Source organism: Crossiella sp. CA198, assembly GCF_052078295.1.
Lineage (GTDB): Bacteria > Actinomycetota > Actinomycetes > Mycobacteriales > Pseudonocardiaceae > Crossiella.
Genome location: NZ_JBQJIM010000026.1, coordinates 1 through 16,225 on the forward strand (window position 1 = coordinate 1; position 16,225 = coordinate 16,225).

Below are 16,225 nucleotides of genomic sequence, written 5' to 3' on the forward strand. Positions count from 1 at the left end.
TGGCCAGGGTCTTTGCCAGCGGGGTCAGGATGGTGAGCAGCAGCCACACGAGGATGGCGGGCGCGCTCATCTTGTTGAGCCGTAGCATTTGGAGTCTCCTGAGTGATCATGAATCGGTTGGGAGACCCGGACCGGCGGAGTGTCTTGGCGGATGTGCCGCCGGTCTGGGGCGGTCAGAAATTTCGGGTGATCCGGCCGGAGACGCTGCGGGTGTGGGCCTGCACCGGCACCCCGTCATCGGCGCTCAGGCGGATGCGCCCGCTGACCGTGTTGGCCTCCACCGTGGAAGCGGCGACCGAGTGGACGTCAACGCGGCCGGAGGTCGACTGCACTCGGGCCGCACCGGTCAGCGCGCCGATGCTGATGTCCCCGGAGATAGTCCGCAGGGTGGCATCGGCGGTGCAGCGTACGTCCAGGTCACCGGAGGTGCTGGTGAGCAGCGCCGTGCAGGCCAGAGCAGCGGTGATGTCTCCGGAGATGGTGCGGGCTTCCACAGTGCCGGCATCCTGTGCGATCAGGTCGCCGGAGGTGGAGCGGAAGGCCAGCCGGTCCAGCTCGCCGACCGTGGTCAGGCGGGCGGTGAAGGTGGCCACCGACACCGAGGAGCCCTCGGGCAGGCGGACGTCGGCGCGGATGCCTCCGCCGCTGTCCAGGCCGGTCACGCGGTGGCCGCTGACCATGCGGCCGTTGACGATGGTGACCCCGGTCGTGATGTCGCCGTTGCCGCCGATGATCGCGCCGATCACCGTGGTACCGGCGGGGATCCTGGTGGCGGTGGTGCGGACGTGGATGGCCGGTTCCGGCGGGGACGGCACGGTCACGGTCCAGTCCTGCCCGTACCCGGTGACGGTGGCGCGGGTGATCAGGTCGGCGGCGGTGATGTCGCCGGGGTTGATCGGGGTGAGGGTGATCTCGGCGTGCTCGCGGTCTTCCACGCTCACCCGGATGTCGCCGTGGTCCAGGTTGAGGTTCAGCCCGATGACGCCGGGGTGGGCGGCGGTGAAGGTCTTGCCGTTCATGCTGCGGCTCCGATCTCGTTGGTGGTGAAGCAGGTCCAGCACTTGCCGTAGGAGGTCGGGAGGCGGTAGCCCACGTCGCGTTGGCATTGCGGGCAGAAGCGCAGCGCGGCGTTGGCCTTCTCCAGGGCGAACTGTTTGCGGGCGGTGAACGGCCGGACCGGCTTGGCCTCGGTGATCAGCCACAGTGGACAGACCTCTTCGCGGCGGAAGGGCTTGCGGTGCCGGAAGACCAGCAGTGCCACCGGGTCGGCTCCGTCGGGGCGCAGGCCCACGGCGCGGAGCTGGTTGCGGGTGGCCAGGCCGGGCGGGACCGCGCCGGGGCGGCCACGGAAGCCGAAGACCAGCAGACCGTCCATGCGGCCACGGCAGAACGCGGTCTGGCCGTTCCAGGGAAGGACCGTCTCGTACAGCGGGCGCTGGCGGGCCATCACGCAGCCACCGCCTTGACCAGCATCCGAGCTGCGGCGCGGATCTGCTGCACCGACACCGTGGCGGTGCCGTTGCGGAAGGCGGTACCGGCGGCACGCACGAGCTGGTCAGCAGCCTGGGGGCTGAAGTGGCTCCACACCCGGATGACCGCGGGCTGCCCGGTGGGGGTGCGCGTGGCCCAGTCGATGTGGACCTGGACGTAGGTGCCGTGGTCGCGAAGTCGGACCGTGGTGTTGAGCCTGCTGGCCCACTCCGCGATCAGGCTCGGGTCGCTGTTCGGGTCCCGCATCTGCATCTCGACCCTCGCGCCGAAGGCGATGGTGTCGTTCACCACGATCCCGAACACCGGCGGTGCGTCGGGGTGTGCGGTGAGGAGCTGGGCGGTCAGGGTCAGCAGCTCGGTGAGCAGGGCGTTGCGCTCCATCACGCACCCCCGACCAGCGCGGTCAGCAGCGCGGCCACGAACAACCAGGCCAGGTGCGCGGCTTGGTCCAGGTGGGGTGCGCCGCCGTTGTCGTAGTAGCCCAACTTGCCGCGGATACCGGCCCGGTCCAGCCAGGCGGAAACGGCGCGCAGGGTGTACCGGCGGTCAATAACCAGGTGGGTGACCGCGCTGACCAGCTGGCCGAGCAGGAAGCCCAGCGGCGTGATGTCCAGGCCGAAGGCGGCCCAGACGATGCCGACGAACGCGGCGGTGGCCGCGGTGTAGCTGGCCACGTGCCGGGCGGCGGCCAGCCAGCCGTGGGCGCCGGGGCAGCCCTTGTTCTCGACCTGGTGGGTGGTCTGAAGCCAGTAGTCGCCGACGTGGTGGGCGGCCCACAGAGCGGGTGCGATGGTGGCGAAGGTCAGCGCGGCGGTGTTCATGACTGCTCCTTGCCTGCGAGACGGGTGAGGATTTCGGCGGCCAGCCCGGTGGTGACCGGGTGGCCGTCCTGGTCGAGCGGTCCGGGGTAGCCGGTGGCGCGCTGGTCGAAGAAGCGGGTGTCAGCGGGGGTCTCCGACCGGCCGTCGACACGGCGAGAGGGGATGTGGCGGGCCATCACGCGGCCTCCGCCTCGGTCCGGCCGGTCACGGGGCCGTGGACGCGCAGGACGCGGACGGTCGCGCCCAGACGGCGCTGAACCGTGCGGCGCTCCCGCTGCGCGAGTGCTGAGCCGTCCAGCAGCGCCGTGGTCGGCTCCGGCGAGGGTTCAGCGGCCAGGTCGGTCCAGACCTCGGCCAGCAGGGCGTTGATGGCGTCCGGGGTGAGGCCGTCGGGGTAGAAGTCGGTCACGCCGCACCTGCCTGGGACTCGGTCCAGGCCGCATCAGCGCGGAGGTTGGCGTTGAACCACTGCTCATAGGCGAGGTGGGCGCGCTGCTGCGCGGTCAGGAAGTCCGCGCGGGCGCTCTCCCACGCGCTGCGGTAGTCGACCCGGGTGGGGTGCTGACGGACCAGCATGGCCAGGCCCGCAGTCCGCTTGGCCTCGTAGCCTGCGGCCCGGAACGCTTCCCGGTGCACACCGGCGGCCTGTTCGGCGGCCTGGTGCAGCGCGTGCAGCCGCCGCTTGATGAATGTGCTGTTCACAGCAGAAACCTCCAGAAAACGCGGAAAGGATGAGGTGTGGGGCTCGTGGGCCTCCCGCGAATCGCGCACCACCCCCGGGAAACGGAAGGTGGTGCGCGACCGGCAAGCCACGAACACGGAATGGGACTTGACAGCTTCTGAGTGCTGGCCAGCGAAAACTGGTCAGCGCCCGTGGACACGCCAACCACCACCGGGTGGTGGCGGTGAGCTGGGAAAACGTGCCCTTGAGCAGGGGGCGGAGTGCGCGGACGGAATGGGCTGCTGACCCACCGTGTGTGGGTGTTGATAAACGCTCGCTCATCTGATGTGAGGTCTTCGCGCTTTCGCGGACACGCATTCCGGAGCCGTGTTGCGCTCCCTGCTTGTTTCCACTGTGTGGCCGCCGGAAAGGCAGCGTTATCTCACGTGGCGAGTACGCATGCAAGACACGAAGTCGTGCGCACTGGTCTCCGACCGCCTGACGCCGCGTGAGCGGCGGTACTGCTGCGTGAGGGGTGGCTCCTTGTCGTCTCGCCCTGTGTCCCCAGTCACGCAAGGGGGGTTGCTGAGACGAACGATAGGGGGGTTGCGTTGCGCATGTCAACCCCCCTTGCGAAGATGGTGGCAAGACCCCTTGCGGAAGGCTGTGGTGCTGGATGGATGACCGAGTGAAGGTGGTTCAGGTGCTCCCTGAGCCGCTGGACCGAGCCAAGCGGGCGAGCAGCCTGCACGCCGAGTTTCAGGTTGCGATCAACGAGCTGTCTCGCATCCGCCGGGAGGCGCTAGACGAGCTGGTCGGGCAGGGTCGAACCCACGCGCAGATTGCTGAAGACCTCGGTATGACTAGGGCGCGAATCGGGCAGTTGCTCTCGTCGGGCCCGAAGATTGAACGCGCCTTCCTTGGTTCGGGGCCTGTCACGGTTGCCCTCGGTGGCAAGGTTGAGGCAAACAAGGAAAAGCCCGGTTCAGTTATCGCGCAAGAAGACTTTCAGGCTTATGAAGCGTTTCAGCAGTTGGCCCAAAGCGTAAGTTTGACTACTCAGTATGAAGTCATTCAGCCGCCCGGTATGCTTGACCTTAACCGCGACAATCTGACTGTTATCTGCGGCCCGCGCATTTCTCCGCTTATTGCTCAAGTCTTGGCGTCGGACGACAACGTCAAGTTTGATCGAGATGATTCGGGATGGCACTTGCTTGACAGGGTGGCGAAAACTGAATTCAGGTCGCCAATGGACTCAGGTGAGCCCAGTGACTTTGCTTACCTTGGTCGCCTGCCCAGGCTTGACGGAAAAGGAAACTTCCTGTATATCGCGGGAATTCATGCGGTGGGCGCGGCCGGAGTGGTTCACTACCTCGACAAGCATTTGTCTGAGCTTTACAAGGAAGTAAAGACGGGCAGGTTCTCCACGATCATCCAGTGCTCATTTGATCCTGATACTCGGAAGATTAGAAGCTCAAAACGAGTGTCCCCACTGTATCGCGCGGAGGCTGCATCCTAGTGCGCACTGAGATTGCAAGTGTCCCTGGCGGCGGAAAGCCGAACGAAGATTGGGTTGGCGTCACCATGCGCGCGGCAGTCCTTCTTGACGGGCTGACCGCACCGGGTGAACTGGGAACCGGCTGCATTCATGGCGTCCCGTGGTATGTGGATCAGCTTGGTGCCGCAATTGTCAGTCGGATGTCCAACGAACGGGTCAGTCTCGCCGAAGTTCTGGGACAGGCAATCGGGCATGTTGCCGGGTTGCACGAGGCAACCTGCGATCTGAGCAGCTCTGGTACGCCATCGGCGACAGTGTCGGCGGTCAGGATCGTGGCTGGCCAGCTCGAATGGCTCGCCTTGGCCGACTCGGTAATCCTGATTGATACCGAAACCGGCATTCAGGCCATTACTGATGGCAGAGTTAATGATGCGGCCACAGAACAACGTGACGCTGCACTGAGTCTCCCGGTCGGATCTCCCGAGCAGAGTCATGAGGTTTCTAGGCTAGTCAGTGCTCAGCGCGAGGTGAGAAACAAGCCGGGAGGTTACTGGATAGCCTCCGCCGACTCAGAAGCTGCCAGGGAAGCCCTGGTTGGACAGGTGCCATTGTCGACAGTTCGGCGGATCGTGTTGCTGAGTGATGGGGCCGCCAGACCTGTTGAATTCGGGTTGTCATCCTGGGATGAGCTGCTGGCGACGCTTGTTGAAGTTGGGCCAGCAGGATTGATTGAACGTGTGCGAAATATTGAGAATCAAGACCCTCAAGGCAAGCGGTGGCCTCGCTACAAGGCTAGCGATGACGCAACAGTGGCATTTATCAGATTCGCCTAGGTGGCAACAATGGTAAAGTGTGGGGCCGCGATCCTCGTATAGTTGAGGGTCGCGGCTAGTCTGGGAGCTTCAATGATCGTCACCCGGAAACACATCAATCACGTCCACAACGCGATCATTCTCCAGTGCTGGCTGCATCCAGTAACCGCCGCATCCGCGAGTGCAGGGATGTGCGATCTCGCGAAAGATGCCGTCCGGACACGGCTGCATCCAGCGGAAAAAACCGGTGTCGTAACACAGGTTGCACTTTCGATCACGCGGGGACGTCGCCGAGTCCGCTGCACCGGGGACAGGGGCCACGCCGTTCGTCGTCATCGGGGTCAAGTCCCGACCCAAAGCAGTTGGGGCACTTGTCGGCTGGCGGTCCACCATCACTACGTCTCCTCGCGGACGCTGGTGTCATAGGTACCAGCGTGCGCGCATGGCCCCGGTCCGGCAAGCACCGGGTGCCCTCGTGCGTTACGGGGCAGCCGTCCGAGTGACACGGACCCCAACGCTGTTCCAGTAGCCCCCGGGGCGGTTCCGGGTGTGGTCGCGGCCGACGCGGTCGAGCACCGGCCTGGAGACGGAGCGCCGGCGGTCGAGGGGGTGCCCCCGTTTCCAGGGTCCGTAACTGCCGTAGATGCCGTAACCGCGCTGGTCAGACGGTTACGGATAGGGGGCTGGTTACGGCACACGTCCGTAACCAGCTACCCATCCCACGTTTGGGTGGTTACGGCAGTCATCCGTAACCGGGGGTCTTGCCGTAACCGTCTGACCTGCATGGTTACGGCTTCAACGGCAGTTACGGACCTCAGAGATGGGTGCCCCGGGGCGGTTCCGGGTGTGGTCGCGGCCGACGCGGTCGAGCACCGGCCTGGAGACGGAGCACCGGCGGTCGAGGGGGTGCCCCCGTTTCCAGGGTCCGTAACTGCCGTAGATGCCGTAACCGCGCTGGTCAGACGGTTACGGATAGGGGGCTGGTTACGGCACACGTCCGTAACCAGCTACCCATCCCACGTTTGGGTGGTTACGGCAGTCATCCGTAACCGGGGGTCTTGCCGTAACCGTCTGACCTGCATGGTTACGGCTTCAACGGCAGTTACGGACCTCAGAGATGGGTGCCCCGGGGCGGTTCCGGGTGTGGTCGCGGCCGACGCGGTCGAGCACCGGCCCGGAGACGGAGCACCGGCCCCCCCCGGGTACAGCCGCTCTCCGGCAAGGCAGGTAGCGGCGACTAAAGGTACTGTCGCCATGCAGCCGCAAGCCCGACCTGTGTCTTGGTCGGATAAGTGACGTACCCTTTCGTGGCCGATTCGCCGATTTTGAACGTAACGGGTTGTACGCCGTGACGTGCAAGCTCCCTTGAGAGTCGCCGAGAATCGAGTGAGGCACCCGGGGAAACTTCATTCTTCTCAAGTTCTCTCAGGATGTCCTTGGTGGCCATACGGTCGGTTTGAAACTTGTCGAACAAGCTCTTCAACTGGGAGAGGATCTGCGTGTCGCCGCGCTCCAGCTCTGCCGCACGCTGTTCAAGAGCCTTTGATGCTCGGTCGAGCGCGAAATTCCAAGCGTCCTCGCTGGCAGGCGGCGTATGCGTCTGCATGTTCCGTACGATCTGTGCCGCTTCTCGCCAGATGGCGATTGCTGCGTTCGTCATGACCCAACGTTACCGAGGTTACCGGGGTTACCGCAACCTAGGTGTGTCTGCTTTGGGGAGCCCTACGCCGCGACAGCGCCCTCCGGCTACGGCCGCTCACCGACGTGACACGCTGCCGAACCGCTAGGCTCTGTCCTCATGGCGAGTCCGGTAGAGATCGAACGCAAGGTCCGGCAGCTCGACAACGACGTGCAGTCGGTCTATGAGCTGCTGGCCACGATCGAGGCCACGCAGAAGCGGCAGGGCAACCGGCTGAACGAGATCGCGGCGACCCAGGCAGAGCACGGGGAGAAGCTGGACGCGATCCTGGAGCTGTTGCGCGGCAAGCAGCCTGAGTAGGCGCAGCGTCCGGGAGGTTTGCTCTCAACGCGTCCTGAGATGGCCGTAGGGGCGCTGAACGACGTCGGGTGGTGTGATAGGTACCGGCTGAGCGCTGGAACACCCTCAGCGTCTGTCCACAGTGGACGTGGCGTGGTCCGCCCATGGTCTCAGTTCTGGTCTCAGTTGCCCTCGATTCGGCACCGTCCGTCGCCGTTCGGCACCGTTCGTCCTCCCTGCGATTATCGCTCTGACCAGCATGGATGGACTCGACTGGTGGTTGTCGAACGGCCGTTCGCAGACCTCGAAAGCGTGTGAGGGTGCAAGCCCTCCGTGGGTTCAAATCCCACCGCCACCGCTCCGCGAGGGCCGGTTCCCCAGAGGGACCGGCCCTCGCTTTATGTCCGGGCTGCCGCATGCGGATGACCTGCGGCAATCGTTAGGCGAACGCCTACCAAAGTTCACCCGTTCAGGGAAAGATTCCTCCTCCCGACCCCGACCGGGAGGACAAGAGCTTCGGATGAGCTACCGCCGCCGAGTCTTATTTCCGCTGCTGGCCGCCTCGTGCGTGGCCGCGGCGCTGCCCGTGGGCGCCCTTGCCGCGCCCGCACCCGATGTGCTGATCGCCGAGGTCTACGGCGGGGGTGGCAACACCGGGGCCGTCCTGACCCACGACTTCATCGAGCTGGCCAACCCCGCCACCGCGCCGGTCGAGTTGACCGGCTGGAGCGTGCAGTACCTGACCGCCACGCCCTCGCCTGCCTCCCGCTGGCAGGCGACCCCGTTGACCGGGTCGATCGCCGCCGGCAAGCGATACCTGGTGGCCCAGGCCAAGGGCGCGGGCGGGACCACCGCGCTGCCCGCCGCCGATGCCACCGGCACCCTGGCGCTGGGCGGAGCCGCAGGCACGGTCGCGCTGGTGCGCGGCATCGAGGCGCTGACCTGCCTGACCGCGGCCGACTGCGCCGCGGACGCCCGGATCCGGGACCTGGTCGGCTACGGCAGCGCCGTGGTCAGGGAGAACAGCCCGGCCGCCGCCACCGCGAACGCCACCTCGGCCGCCAGGACCGCGCTGACCGACACCGACGACAACGCCGCGGACTTCGCCGTCGGCGAGCCGACGCCGGTCAACAGCAAGGGCGAGGGCCCTGGCGGTGGTGAGCCCGGTCCGCAGCCGCAGGCCGCGCGGATCCACCAGGTGCAGGGCAGCACCAGGGTCTCGCCGTTGCGGGACAAGCCGGTGCAGGTGCCGGGTGTGGTCACCGCGGTGCGCTCGTTCGGTTCCGCGCGTGGGTTCTGGGTGCAGGACCCGAGTCCGGACGGCGATCCGCGCACCAGCGAGGGCCTGTTCGTGCACAACGGCTCGATCACCCCGGTGCTGGCCGTCGGCGATGACGTGCTGGTCACCGGCACCGTCACCGAGTTCTACCCGACCGCGGGCGGCGAGGACCCGCGCAGCACGCCGAACCAGTCGGTCACCCAGCTCACCAAGGCCAGCTGGACCGTGCGCGGCAGCGGGAAACCGTTGCCGGAAGCCGAAATCCTCCGGCCGGACACCGTGCCCGCCGCGTTGACCGCCACCCCCGGTGGCAGCATCGAGGCACTGCCGCTGGAGCCGGCCAGGTACGCGCTGGACTTCCTGGAATCCCGCGAGGGCATGCGGCTGCGGGTGCAGGACGCCAGGGTGGTCGGCGCCACCGACGGCTTCAACGCGTTGTGGGTCACCAGCAAGCCCGCGCAGAACACCACCGTGCGCGGCGGCACCGTGTACCCCTCCTACACCGACGCCAACACCGGCCGGATCAAGGTCGAGTCGCTGCTGCCCTTCGCACAGCGGCCCTTCCCCAAGGCCAATGTGGGCGACCAGCTCAAGGGCGTCACCGAGGGACCGCTGGACTACAGCCGGTTCGGCGGTTACGTGCTGCAGGCCAGCGCACTCGGTGAGCACCTCGCCGGGAACCTGCCTCGCGAGGTGACCCGCAAGCAGCGCGAGCACGAGCTGGCGGTGGCCACCTACAACGTGGAGAACCTCTCGCCAGCCGACCCGCAGGCCAAGTTCGAGGCGCTGGCCAACGGCGTTGTCCGGCACCTGGCCAGCCCGGATGTCGTTGTGCTGGAAGAGATCCAGGACGACAACGGCCCGGCCAACGATGCCGTGGTCTCGGCCGAGGCCACGCTGAAGAAGTTCACCGAGGTGATCGCCGCGGCCGGTGGGCCGAAGTACGAGTGGCGGCAGATCAACCCCAATGACGACCAGGACGGCGGCCAGCCCGGTGGCAACATCCGGGTCGGCTTCCTGTTCAACCCGGCCCGGGTGTCCTTTGTGGACCGTCCGGGTGGGGACGCGAACACGCCGGTCAAGGTGGTCAAACAGCACGGCAGGGCGGCGCTGTCGATCTCGCCCGGCCGGATCGAACCGGCTGACGAGGCGTGGGCGAACAGCCGCAAGCCGCTGGCAGGCGAGTTCCGCTTCCCGGCCCGAGGACCGTTGGCGCGCACCGTGTTCGTGGTGGCCAACCACTTCGCCTCCAAGGGCGGGGACCAGCCGCTGCACGGCCGGATCCAGGAGCCGAACCGGAGTTCGGAGCAGCAGCGGGTCAAGCAGGCCGTGCTGCTGCGTGGTTTCGTCGACTCGCTGCGCGCGGTGGAGAAGGACGCCAACCTGGTCGTCGCGGGCGACCTCAACGACTTCCTGTTCTCCCCGACGCTGACCACCCTGCTCAACGGCCCGGCCCTGCACGCGCCCATGAACGACCTGCCGCCCGGCGAGCGCTACAGCTACGTCTTCGACGGCAACTCGCAGACGCTGGACCACATCCTGGTCAACCGCAAGCTGGACCGGCGGGCGGACTACGACGTGGTGCACATCAACGCCGAGTTCCACGAGCAGGCCAGCGACCACGATCCGCAGCTGGTCCGGTTCCGCCCGCGCACCGGCCTGCCACTGGTCGACGCGCTGGAGGACCTGATCGATTGTCTGCAACCGAAGAAGTGAGCGGGGAGGGAATCGGATGCGGGTGCGGGCTCAGCTCGGCGTCGCCGGACTGCTGGTCCTGCTGGGGGTGCTGGTCATCGCGGCGCCGCTGGACGGACCCATGGTGGTCGAGGGCACGCTGATCGAGTTCGGTCCGCACCGTCCCATCCCGACCATGATCGACCTGGCCGGGCTCGCGGTGTGCGCCGCGGGCCTGGCCTGGTTGCTGGTGCTGCTGATCCGCTACCTGCCCGCGATCCGTCGCTGCCTGGGTGAACGCACCGTGTTCAGCGCGGGTCTGGTCGCAGGCTTCGGCTTCGGCCTGCTGCTGTGCGCGACCGCGACCGGCCTGCCCGGCTGGTGGATCGTGGGCGGCGCCCTGGTCGGCACCGTGCTGGTGGTGCTCTCGATCAGTCTTGCGCTGCGGGCCCCGGACTGACCCCGGGCAGCCGGGTGTACTTGGTCAGCTCACTGCGCCCCTTGACCAGTTCCACCGGGTACCGGGCCGCGTTCACCGCGCCCTTCTCCCGCATCGCCGCCACCAGGTCCACCTCCAGCACGGTGGCCAGCCGCAGCAGGTAGGAGAGCACGTCGGCCATTTCGTGCCGGACCCGCTCGGCCTGCTCCTCCCGGCTCATCACCTGCCACGCCTCGTCCTCGGTGAGCCACTGGAAGATCTCCGCCAGCTCGCCCACCTCGCCGACCAGCGCCATGACCAGGTTCTTCGGTGTGTGGAACCGATCCCAGTCCCGCTCGGCCACGAACCGGGCCACCATCGCCTGCAACTCGCTGATCTCCACCGCCGGAGTCTAGAACCGGCCCGTCCGCGACCCGCTGACCTGCCGTTTTGGCTGGTCAAACCTGGCTGGAGTAAGGTTCTCGACGGAGGATTCGCATAGTGGCCTAGTGCGCACGATTGGAAATCGTGTTGGGATAAAACCCTCGGGGGTTCAAATCCCCCATCCTCCGCTCAGGTCAGCGGCCCCGGACGTCACGAACGTCCGGGGCCGCTGCCGTTGGCCGGTCGGGGCAGGACATCGGCCACTCGCCGACATGGGGAGAACACCCCATTGCCCTTACGCCCGATGGGGTGATCGACTGCATCCGTCCGGATGACTGGGGTCAGGCAGGAGGAGTGCCCGGGTTGCGCACCGAACAGGTTGAGGACTGGTTGTCCCGGCTGGCTTCGGCCGGGCCCGCGCCCGGTGGGGGTGCGGCGGCCGCGATGCACGCGGCGATGGCGGCGGCGCTGGTGGAGATGGTCTGCAACTTCACCGTGGGGCGACCGAACTACGCCGAACACGAGTCGCTGGTCCGGCGGGTGTGCGAGGAGGCGACGGAGCTGCGGCGGCAGGCGGTGGAGCTGGCCGACGCGGACGCGCGGGCCTTCACCTCGGTGACCGAGGCGTACAAGCTGCCCAAGGACTCCGAGCACGACCGGATGACGCGCAGCGCGGCCATCCAGGGCGCGCTGGTGATGGCCGCGGCGGTGCCGGTGCGCACCGCGGAGGTGGCCTCCCGGGTGCTGGAGCTGGTCGAGCGGATCATCGGGCGGTCCAACGCCACAGTGCTCTCCGACCTGGCCGTGTCCGCCTCCTCGGCGGGGGCGGCGCTGGCCTCGGCCTCGGTGCACGTGGAGGTCAACCGGGCCTCGATCAACTCACCCGAGGTGGCCGACCGGCTCGGGGACGCGGTGGCCAGGATCGAGAAGGCCATCGAGTCCGCGCACCGGATCTCCACCGACGTGCGGGTGCGGATCAGCCGGGCAACCCCAGTGGCTCGGTGATCCGCAGCGACCAGTCCAGCAACCGCGCCAGCTCCCCGGCCCGCGCCGGCGGCGCCCAGCCCCCCACCAGGGACAGGAACCCGGTCAGGTCGTGCTGTACCGCCCGCAGCATCGCGGGCAGCTCGGCCGCGGGCAGATCGATGCGGACCGGGACCGGGTCGCTGTCGCGGTGCACCTGGACCACGCCGTCGCGCAGCTCGGCCCAGGTCTCCGGCGAGTGCCCGAAGTGGTGGCGCCCGCCGCCGAGCACCTGGGCCCAGCCCGTCCAGTCCTCGAGTCCGCCGCAGCAGCCCGGCTCGATCACCGTGCCGGTGGCCGGATCGGTGACCAGCAGGCCACCGGGCACGATGATCAGGTCGGTGTCCAGCAACGCGGTCAGCGGATCGGTCTCGTCGTCGAGGTAGCCGCCCATCCGGGTGAGCACCTGGTCCAGCTCGGCCGGGGTCAGGCTGCCGGAGATCGGCAGGAAGCTCAGGTCGTCGAGTTCGATCACCGGCCGCAGCACCCGGCCAGTCTGCGCCGGTTCACTCCTTCGGGCACTCCAATTGCCGGTCCCCGACACCGGGGGGAAGCTGCGCGCATGGCGAACTGTGACGTGTGTGGCAACGACTACTGGATGTCCTTCGAGGTCCGCACGGTCGGCGGCGGCGTGCACACCTTCGACTCGTTCGAGTGCGCCATCCAGCGGCTGGCGCCCCACTGCGAGCACTGCGGCTGCCGGGTGATCGGGCACGGGGTGGAGGTCGAGGGCCGGTTCTTCTGCTGCGCGCACTGCGCCCGAAGTGGGGCTTCGGGCCTGGGCGCCCAGATTCGGGACACCGTGGGCGCGCGGCCCAACTGAACCCGCTACACTGAACGTGGACCTCATGCGGCGTCCATCCTGTGAACCTCCCCAGAGCCGGAAGGCAGCAAGGATAAGCGGGCTCTGGCGGGTGCGTGAGGTCCCCTTTTTGTCTGCTCGGCCTTTGGCCTTCGCGGTTTCCTTCCGCTCACCCGGGGGCCGAGCCCCCGGACCCCCACGGTGCGGTTGGTGCCGAACCAGCGTGGCCGTGGGGGTGCCGAACCAGCGTGGCCGCCGCGGTGGGGGTGTCGGTGGGGGCCGGTAAGGTCTCGACTCGTGGCACTCGCCCTTTACCGCAAGTACCGTCCGGCGACCTTCGCCGAGGTTGTCGGGCAGGAGCATGTCACCGAGCCGCTGCGCACCGCGCTGGCCGCCGGCCGGATCAACCACGCGTACCTGTTCTCCGGTCCGCGTGGCTGTGGCAAGACCTCCTCCGCCCGGATCCTGGCCCGCTCGCTGAACTGCGAGCGCGGGCCGACACCTGATCCGTGCGGGGTGTGCAACTCCTGCGTCAACCTCGCGCCGGAGGGGTCCGGCAGCGTGGACGTGGTCGAGCTGGACGCGGCCAGTCACGGTGGTGTGGACGACACCCGTGAGCTGCGCGACCGGGCCTTCTACGCGCCAGCCGAATCGCGCTACCGGGTGTTCATCATCGATGAGGCGCACATGGTCACCACGCAGGGCTTCAACGCCCTGCTGAAGATCGTGGAGGAGCCGCCGGAACACCTGATCTTCATCTTCGCCACCACCGAGCCGGAGAAGGTGCTCGGCACCATCCGCTCCCGCACGCACCACTACCCGTTCCGGCTGATCCCGCCGGGGGCGATGCGCGCGCTGATCGAGCGCAACTGCGTCGCCGAGGGCGTCTCGGTGGAGCCCGCGGTGTTCCCGCTGGTCATCAGGGCCGGTGGCGGGTCGGCTCGGGACACCCAGTCGGTGCTGGACCAGTTGCTGGCCGGGGCCGGGCCTGGTGGGGTCACCTACGACCGGGCGATCTCGCTGCTCGGGGTCACCGATGTGGCGCTGATCGACGACGCGGTGGACGCGCTGGCCGCCGGGGACGGGGCCGAGGTGTTCGGCGTCATCGACCGGCTGGTCGAGGCCGGGCACGATCCGCGCCGCTTCGCCGCCGACCTGCTGGACCGGCTGCGGGACCTGGTGCTGCTGGCCGCGGTGCCCGAGGCCGCCCAGCGCGGGCTGATCGACGTGCCCGAGGAACAGCTCACCCGGATGTCGGCGCAGGTCGAGCGGCTCGGGCCGGGCACATTGACCCGGTTCGCCGAGATCGTGCACACCGGGCTGACCGAGATGCGCGGGGCCACCGCACCCCGGCTGGTGCTGGAACTGCTCTGCGCGCGGATGCTGCTGCCCTCGGTCTCCGACACCGAATCCGCGCTGCTGCAACGACTTGAGCGGCTGGAACGCCGGGCCACGGTCGCCGTGCCGGTCTCGGGGGCGGAGGCCGGACTGTCGGCCGCGGTCGTCCAGTCGCCGGTGGCGCAGGCACCGGCTGTGCCAGCTCCGGCGGGACCGGCCGCGGATGCGCAGGGGCCAGCGGGGGACCGGCCGACCTTCCAGCGGCGCTCGCGGCAGCCGGAGGCCCCGGCTGCCGAGCCGGCCGCCCAGCAGCGCCCGGCTCAGCCGCCAGCCGCCGCTGCGCCCAGCGCGCCGCAGCCGGAGGCACCCGCCCAGCGGCCCGCCGCTCCGGCCGAACCGCCCGCTGCTTCCTGGCCCGCAACGCATTCCGCGGAAACGCAGGCCAGTGCCCCGCCCGCGGCCCAGCCCAGTCCGCAGGCCCAGCCTGGTGTGCCCGCCGCGGCGCCGACGGTGGCCGCCGGTGGGCTGGACGCCGCCGCGCTCCGGCGGGTCTGGTCCGAGCTGCTCGCCGCCGTGCGCGGCAAGAGCCGCAGCACCGAGGCGATGCTGACCAACGCCACCGTGCAGTCGGTGGACGGTGAGACCGTGGTGCTCACCCACACCGCCGAACCGTTGGCCCGCAGGCTCTCCGACAGCCGCAACGCCGAGGTCATCGCCGAGGCGCTGACCAGCGTGGTCGGCGGTCGCTGGCGGGTCACCTGCGTGCACGGCGACGCCGCGCCCGCCGCGCCCAGCGGTGGCAACGGCGCCGCCCGCCCGGCCCAGCCCAAGCAGCCGCTGACCCGGCCCAGCCAGGGCAACCGGCCGGTTGCCGAGCCGGCACCGGCACCCGCGCCCGCCCCGGCTCCGTTGCCGGAGCCGGACATCCCGTTGCCGCCGGAGCCCGATGAGCCGGAGGACACCGAGACGATGATCGCCGAGTCCACCGCGCTGGACGAGTCCGTGGTGATCCGCAACAACCACGAGGAAAGCACCATCGCGCTGGTCACCCAGCACCTCGGAGCGCGGCGGATCGAGAAGGGCTAAGCCAGGTACCGCAGCAGGCCCTCGGCGATCGCGCCGGCGTACTTCTGCCTGCCCTCGGGGCTGGCGGCCAGTGCGGCCTCGGTGGCGTCGCGCATGTTCGCGCACTCGACCATGATCGCCGGGCGGGTGGACAGGTTCAGGCCCGCGATGTCGTCGCGGCCGTTGAGCCCGGCCTTGCCGGTGTAGTTGGACAGCGGGATGCCGCCGTCCCGCATCGCGTCCCGGACCGCGCCCGCCAGCTTCGCCGACGGCGTGCCCTGGGCCGGGTTCAGCGGCGGGTTCGAGTAGATGATGTGGAAGCCGTGGTGGCCCGCGGTGGTGGAGCCGTCGGAGTGGATGGAGACCACCGCGTCCGCGTTCGCCCGGTTGCCGATCTCGGCCCGTTCGTTCACGCACGGGCCAACGCCGGTGTCGCTGGGGCGGGTCAGCTCCACCCGCACGCCCTTGGCGGTCAGCATGTTCTTGACCCGGTTGGCCACGTCCCAGGTGAAGGCGTGCTCGGTGTAGCCGGCGTTGGTCTGGGTGCCGGTGGTGTTGCACGGCTTTCCCTTGCCCCGCCCGGCAGGCACCGGCTTGTTGATCACCGCCGGATTCTTGCTGTTGCCGCCGTTGTGGCCGGGGTCGAGCACCACGACCTTGCCCTTGGCCGGTGGTGGCGGCTGCTCGCTGGAGGAACTCGGCGGCGGCGGCGCGCTGCTCGACGGGGCGGCCGGGGTGCTGGATTCCGGTGGAGTGGTGGCCTCCGTGCTCGTGGCGGGAGTGGTGCCGGAGGTGGCGGCTGGTTCGCCGTTGCCGCAGGCGACCAGGGCGGTCACGGCCAGCGCCAGGGCCAGCGGAGTCATCAGGGAGGCACGGTGCACACCCCCCAAGGTGCCAGAGACCGCGCGGCTACCCTGGTCACCACGCCAGGAAGGGCGCGGGTGACGGCCCGCGCAGCGAGAGGAGCCCCCGTGCTACCCG

General features: G+C 68.6%; 19 protein-coding genes, 2 tRNA genes and 1 other RNA gene. 11 read left to right on the forward strand and 11 right to left on the reverse strand.

Features of this window, described 5'->3' with window-relative positions; translation table 11 throughout:
- Positions 1–173: 173 nt before the first annotated feature.
- From ACTOWY_RS34915 to ACTOWY_RS34945, 7 genes are read right to left on the reverse strand one after another with little or no spacing between them, the layout of a single operon-like run.
- Complete coding sequence (locus ACTOWY_RS34915; protein WP_441313874.1) at positions 174–1,019, reverse strand: DUF4097 family beta strand repeat-containing protein; 846 nt, start codon at positions 1,017–1,019, stop codon at positions 174–176.
- A complete protein-coding gene (locus ACTOWY_RS34920; RefSeq protein ID WP_441313875.1) occupies positions 1,016–1,447 on the reverse strand; it encodes an RRQRL motif-containing zinc-binding protein in 432 nt (143 codons plus the stop codon). Before ACTOWY_RS34920 ends, ACTOWY_RS34915 begins: the two co-directional genes overlap by 4 nt.
- Positions 1,447–1,872: a hypothetical protein gene (locus ACTOWY_RS34925; RefSeq protein WP_441313876.1), complete on the reverse strand. Its 426-nt coding sequence runs from the start codon at positions 1,870–1,872 to the stop codon at positions 1,447–1,449. Before ACTOWY_RS34925 ends, ACTOWY_RS34920 begins: the two co-directional genes overlap by 1 nt.
- Positions 1,872–2,312: a transcriptional regulator gene (locus tag ACTOWY_RS34930; RefSeq protein WP_441313877.1), complete on the reverse strand. Its 441-nt coding sequence runs from the start codon at positions 2,310–2,312 to the stop codon at positions 1,872–1,874. The genes ACTOWY_RS34925 and ACTOWY_RS34930 overlap by 1 nt, the downstream gene beginning before the upstream one ends.
- Entirely contained in the window at positions 2,309–2,488 is a 180-nt protein-coding gene (locus tag ACTOWY_RS34935; protein WP_441313878.1) for a hypothetical protein, read from the reverse strand. The genes ACTOWY_RS34930 and ACTOWY_RS34935 overlap by 4 nt, the downstream gene beginning before the upstream one ends.
- Positions 2,488–2,721 (reverse strand): hypothetical protein, encoded by a 234-nt coding sequence (locus tag ACTOWY_RS34940; RefSeq protein ID WP_441313879.1) that lies wholly within the window; start codon positions 2,719–2,721, stop codon positions 2,488–2,490. Before ACTOWY_RS34940 ends, ACTOWY_RS34935 begins: the two co-directional genes overlap by 1 nt.
- Positions 2,718–3,014: a hypothetical protein gene (locus tag ACTOWY_RS34945; protein WP_441313880.1), complete on the reverse strand. Its 297-nt coding sequence runs from the start codon at positions 3,012–3,014 to the stop codon at positions 2,718–2,720. The genes ACTOWY_RS34940 and ACTOWY_RS34945 overlap by 4 nt, the downstream gene beginning before the upstream one ends.
- A 635-nt stretch (positions 3,015–3,649) precedes the next feature.
- Here ACTOWY_RS34945 and ACTOWY_RS34950 point away from each other — a divergent pair.
- Positions 3,650–4,492 (forward strand): sigma-70 family RNA polymerase sigma factor, encoded by an 843-nt coding sequence (locus tag ACTOWY_RS34950; protein ID WP_441313881.1) that lies wholly within the window; start codon positions 3,650–3,652, stop codon positions 4,490–4,492.
- A complete protein-coding gene (locus tag ACTOWY_RS34955) occupies positions 4,492–5,304 on the forward strand; it encodes a protein phosphatase 2C domain-containing protein (protein ID WP_441313882.1) in 813 nt (270 codons plus the stop codon). The genes ACTOWY_RS34950 and ACTOWY_RS34955 overlap by 1 nt, the downstream gene beginning before the upstream one ends.
- A gap of 1,216 nt (positions 5,305–6,520) precedes the next feature.
- On the opposite strand, the gene ACTOWY_RS34960 is transcribed toward ACTOWY_RS34955, so the two are convergent.
- Entirely contained in the window at positions 6,521–6,943 is a 423-nt protein-coding gene (locus ACTOWY_RS34960) for a DUF3631 domain-containing protein (RefSeq protein WP_441313883.1), read from the reverse strand.
- Between the two features lie 138 nt (positions 6,944–7,081).
- Between ACTOWY_RS34960 and ACTOWY_RS34965 the strand changes: the two genes are divergently transcribed.
- The 4 genes from ACTOWY_RS34965 (at position 7,082) to ACTOWY_RS34980 (ending at position 10,674) form a co-directional block, all read left to right on the forward strand.
- Entirely contained in the window at positions 7,082–7,282 is a 201-nt protein-coding gene (locus tag ACTOWY_RS34965; protein ID WP_441313884.1) for a hypothetical protein, read from the forward strand.
- A gap of 254 nt (positions 7,283–7,536) precedes the next feature.
- A tRNA-Ser gene (locus ACTOWY_RS34970) sits at positions 7,537–7,619 on the forward strand.
- A gap of 162 nt (positions 7,620–7,781) precedes the next feature.
- The gene (locus ACTOWY_RS34975) at positions 7,782–10,256 is read left to right on the forward strand and encodes an endonuclease/exonuclease/phosphatase family protein (RefSeq protein WP_441313885.1); all 2,475 of its coding nucleotides are present in this window, start codon (positions 7,782–7,784) and stop codon (positions 10,254–10,256) included.
- 16 nt (positions 10,257–10,272) lie between these two features.
- Positions 10,273–10,674 carry a hypothetical protein gene (locus ACTOWY_RS34980; protein ID WP_441313886.1) on the forward strand — a complete coding sequence of 134 codons (402 nt, stop codon included), beginning with the start codon at positions 10,273–10,275 and terminating at the stop codon, positions 10,672–10,674.
- Here ACTOWY_RS34980 and ACTOWY_RS34985 read toward each other — a convergent pair.
- The gene (locus ACTOWY_RS34985) at positions 10,646–11,035 is read right to left on the reverse strand and encodes a nucleotide pyrophosphohydrolase (RefSeq protein WP_441313887.1); all 390 of its coding nucleotides are present in this window, start codon (positions 11,033–11,035) and stop codon (positions 10,646–10,648) included. The two genes, ACTOWY_RS34980 and ACTOWY_RS34985, sit on opposite strands and share 29 nt — an antisense overlap.
- Positions 11,036–11,119: 84 nt before the next feature.
- Between ACTOWY_RS34985 and ACTOWY_RS34990 the strand changes: the two genes are divergently transcribed.
- A tRNA-Ser gene (locus ACTOWY_RS34990) sits at positions 11,120–11,204 on the forward strand.
- A 121-nt stretch (positions 11,205–11,325) separates the two neighbouring features.
- Positions 11,326–12,021, forward strand: coding sequence for a cyclodeaminase/cyclohydrolase family protein (locus ACTOWY_RS34995; protein WP_441313888.1), 696 nt, complete (start codon positions 11,326–11,328; stop codon positions 12,019–12,021).
- On the opposite strand, the gene ACTOWY_RS35000 is transcribed toward ACTOWY_RS34995, so the two are convergent.
- On the reverse strand, positions 11,993–12,526 hold the full coding sequence (locus ACTOWY_RS35000) for a hypothetical protein (RefSeq protein ID WP_441313889.1): 534 nt from the start codon (positions 12,524–12,526) through the stop codon (positions 11,993–11,995). The two genes, ACTOWY_RS34995 and ACTOWY_RS35000, sit on opposite strands and share 29 nt — an antisense overlap.
- 75 nt (positions 12,527–12,601) lie before the next feature.
- Between ACTOWY_RS35000 and ACTOWY_RS35005 the strand changes: the two genes are divergently transcribed.
- The 3 genes from ACTOWY_RS35005 (at position 12,602) to ACTOWY_RS35015 (ending at position 15,265) form a co-directional block, all read left to right on the forward strand.
- Positions 12,602–12,862, forward strand: coding sequence for a Prokaryotic metallothionein (locus tag ACTOWY_RS35005; RefSeq protein ID WP_247761072.1), 261 nt, complete (start codon positions 12,602–12,604; stop codon positions 12,860–12,862).
- A 15-nt stretch (positions 12,863–12,877) separates the two neighbouring features.
- Positions 12,878–12,972: signal recognition particle sRNA small type (gene ffs, locus ACTOWY_RS35010), an RNA gene on the forward strand.
- Between the two features lie 166 nt (positions 12,973–13,138).
- Positions 13,139–15,265, forward strand: coding sequence for a DNA polymerase III subunit gamma and tau (locus ACTOWY_RS35015; protein ID WP_441313890.1), 2,127 nt, complete (start codon positions 13,139–13,141; stop codon positions 15,263–15,265).
- Here ACTOWY_RS35015 and ACTOWY_RS35020 read toward each other — a convergent pair.
- Entirely contained in the window at positions 15,262–16,107 is an 846-nt protein-coding gene (locus ACTOWY_RS35020) for an N-acetylmuramoyl-L-alanine amidase (protein ID WP_441314016.1), read from the reverse strand. The two genes, ACTOWY_RS35015 and ACTOWY_RS35020, sit on opposite strands and share 4 nt — an antisense overlap.
- Positions 16,108–16,225: the final 118 nt, after the last annotated feature.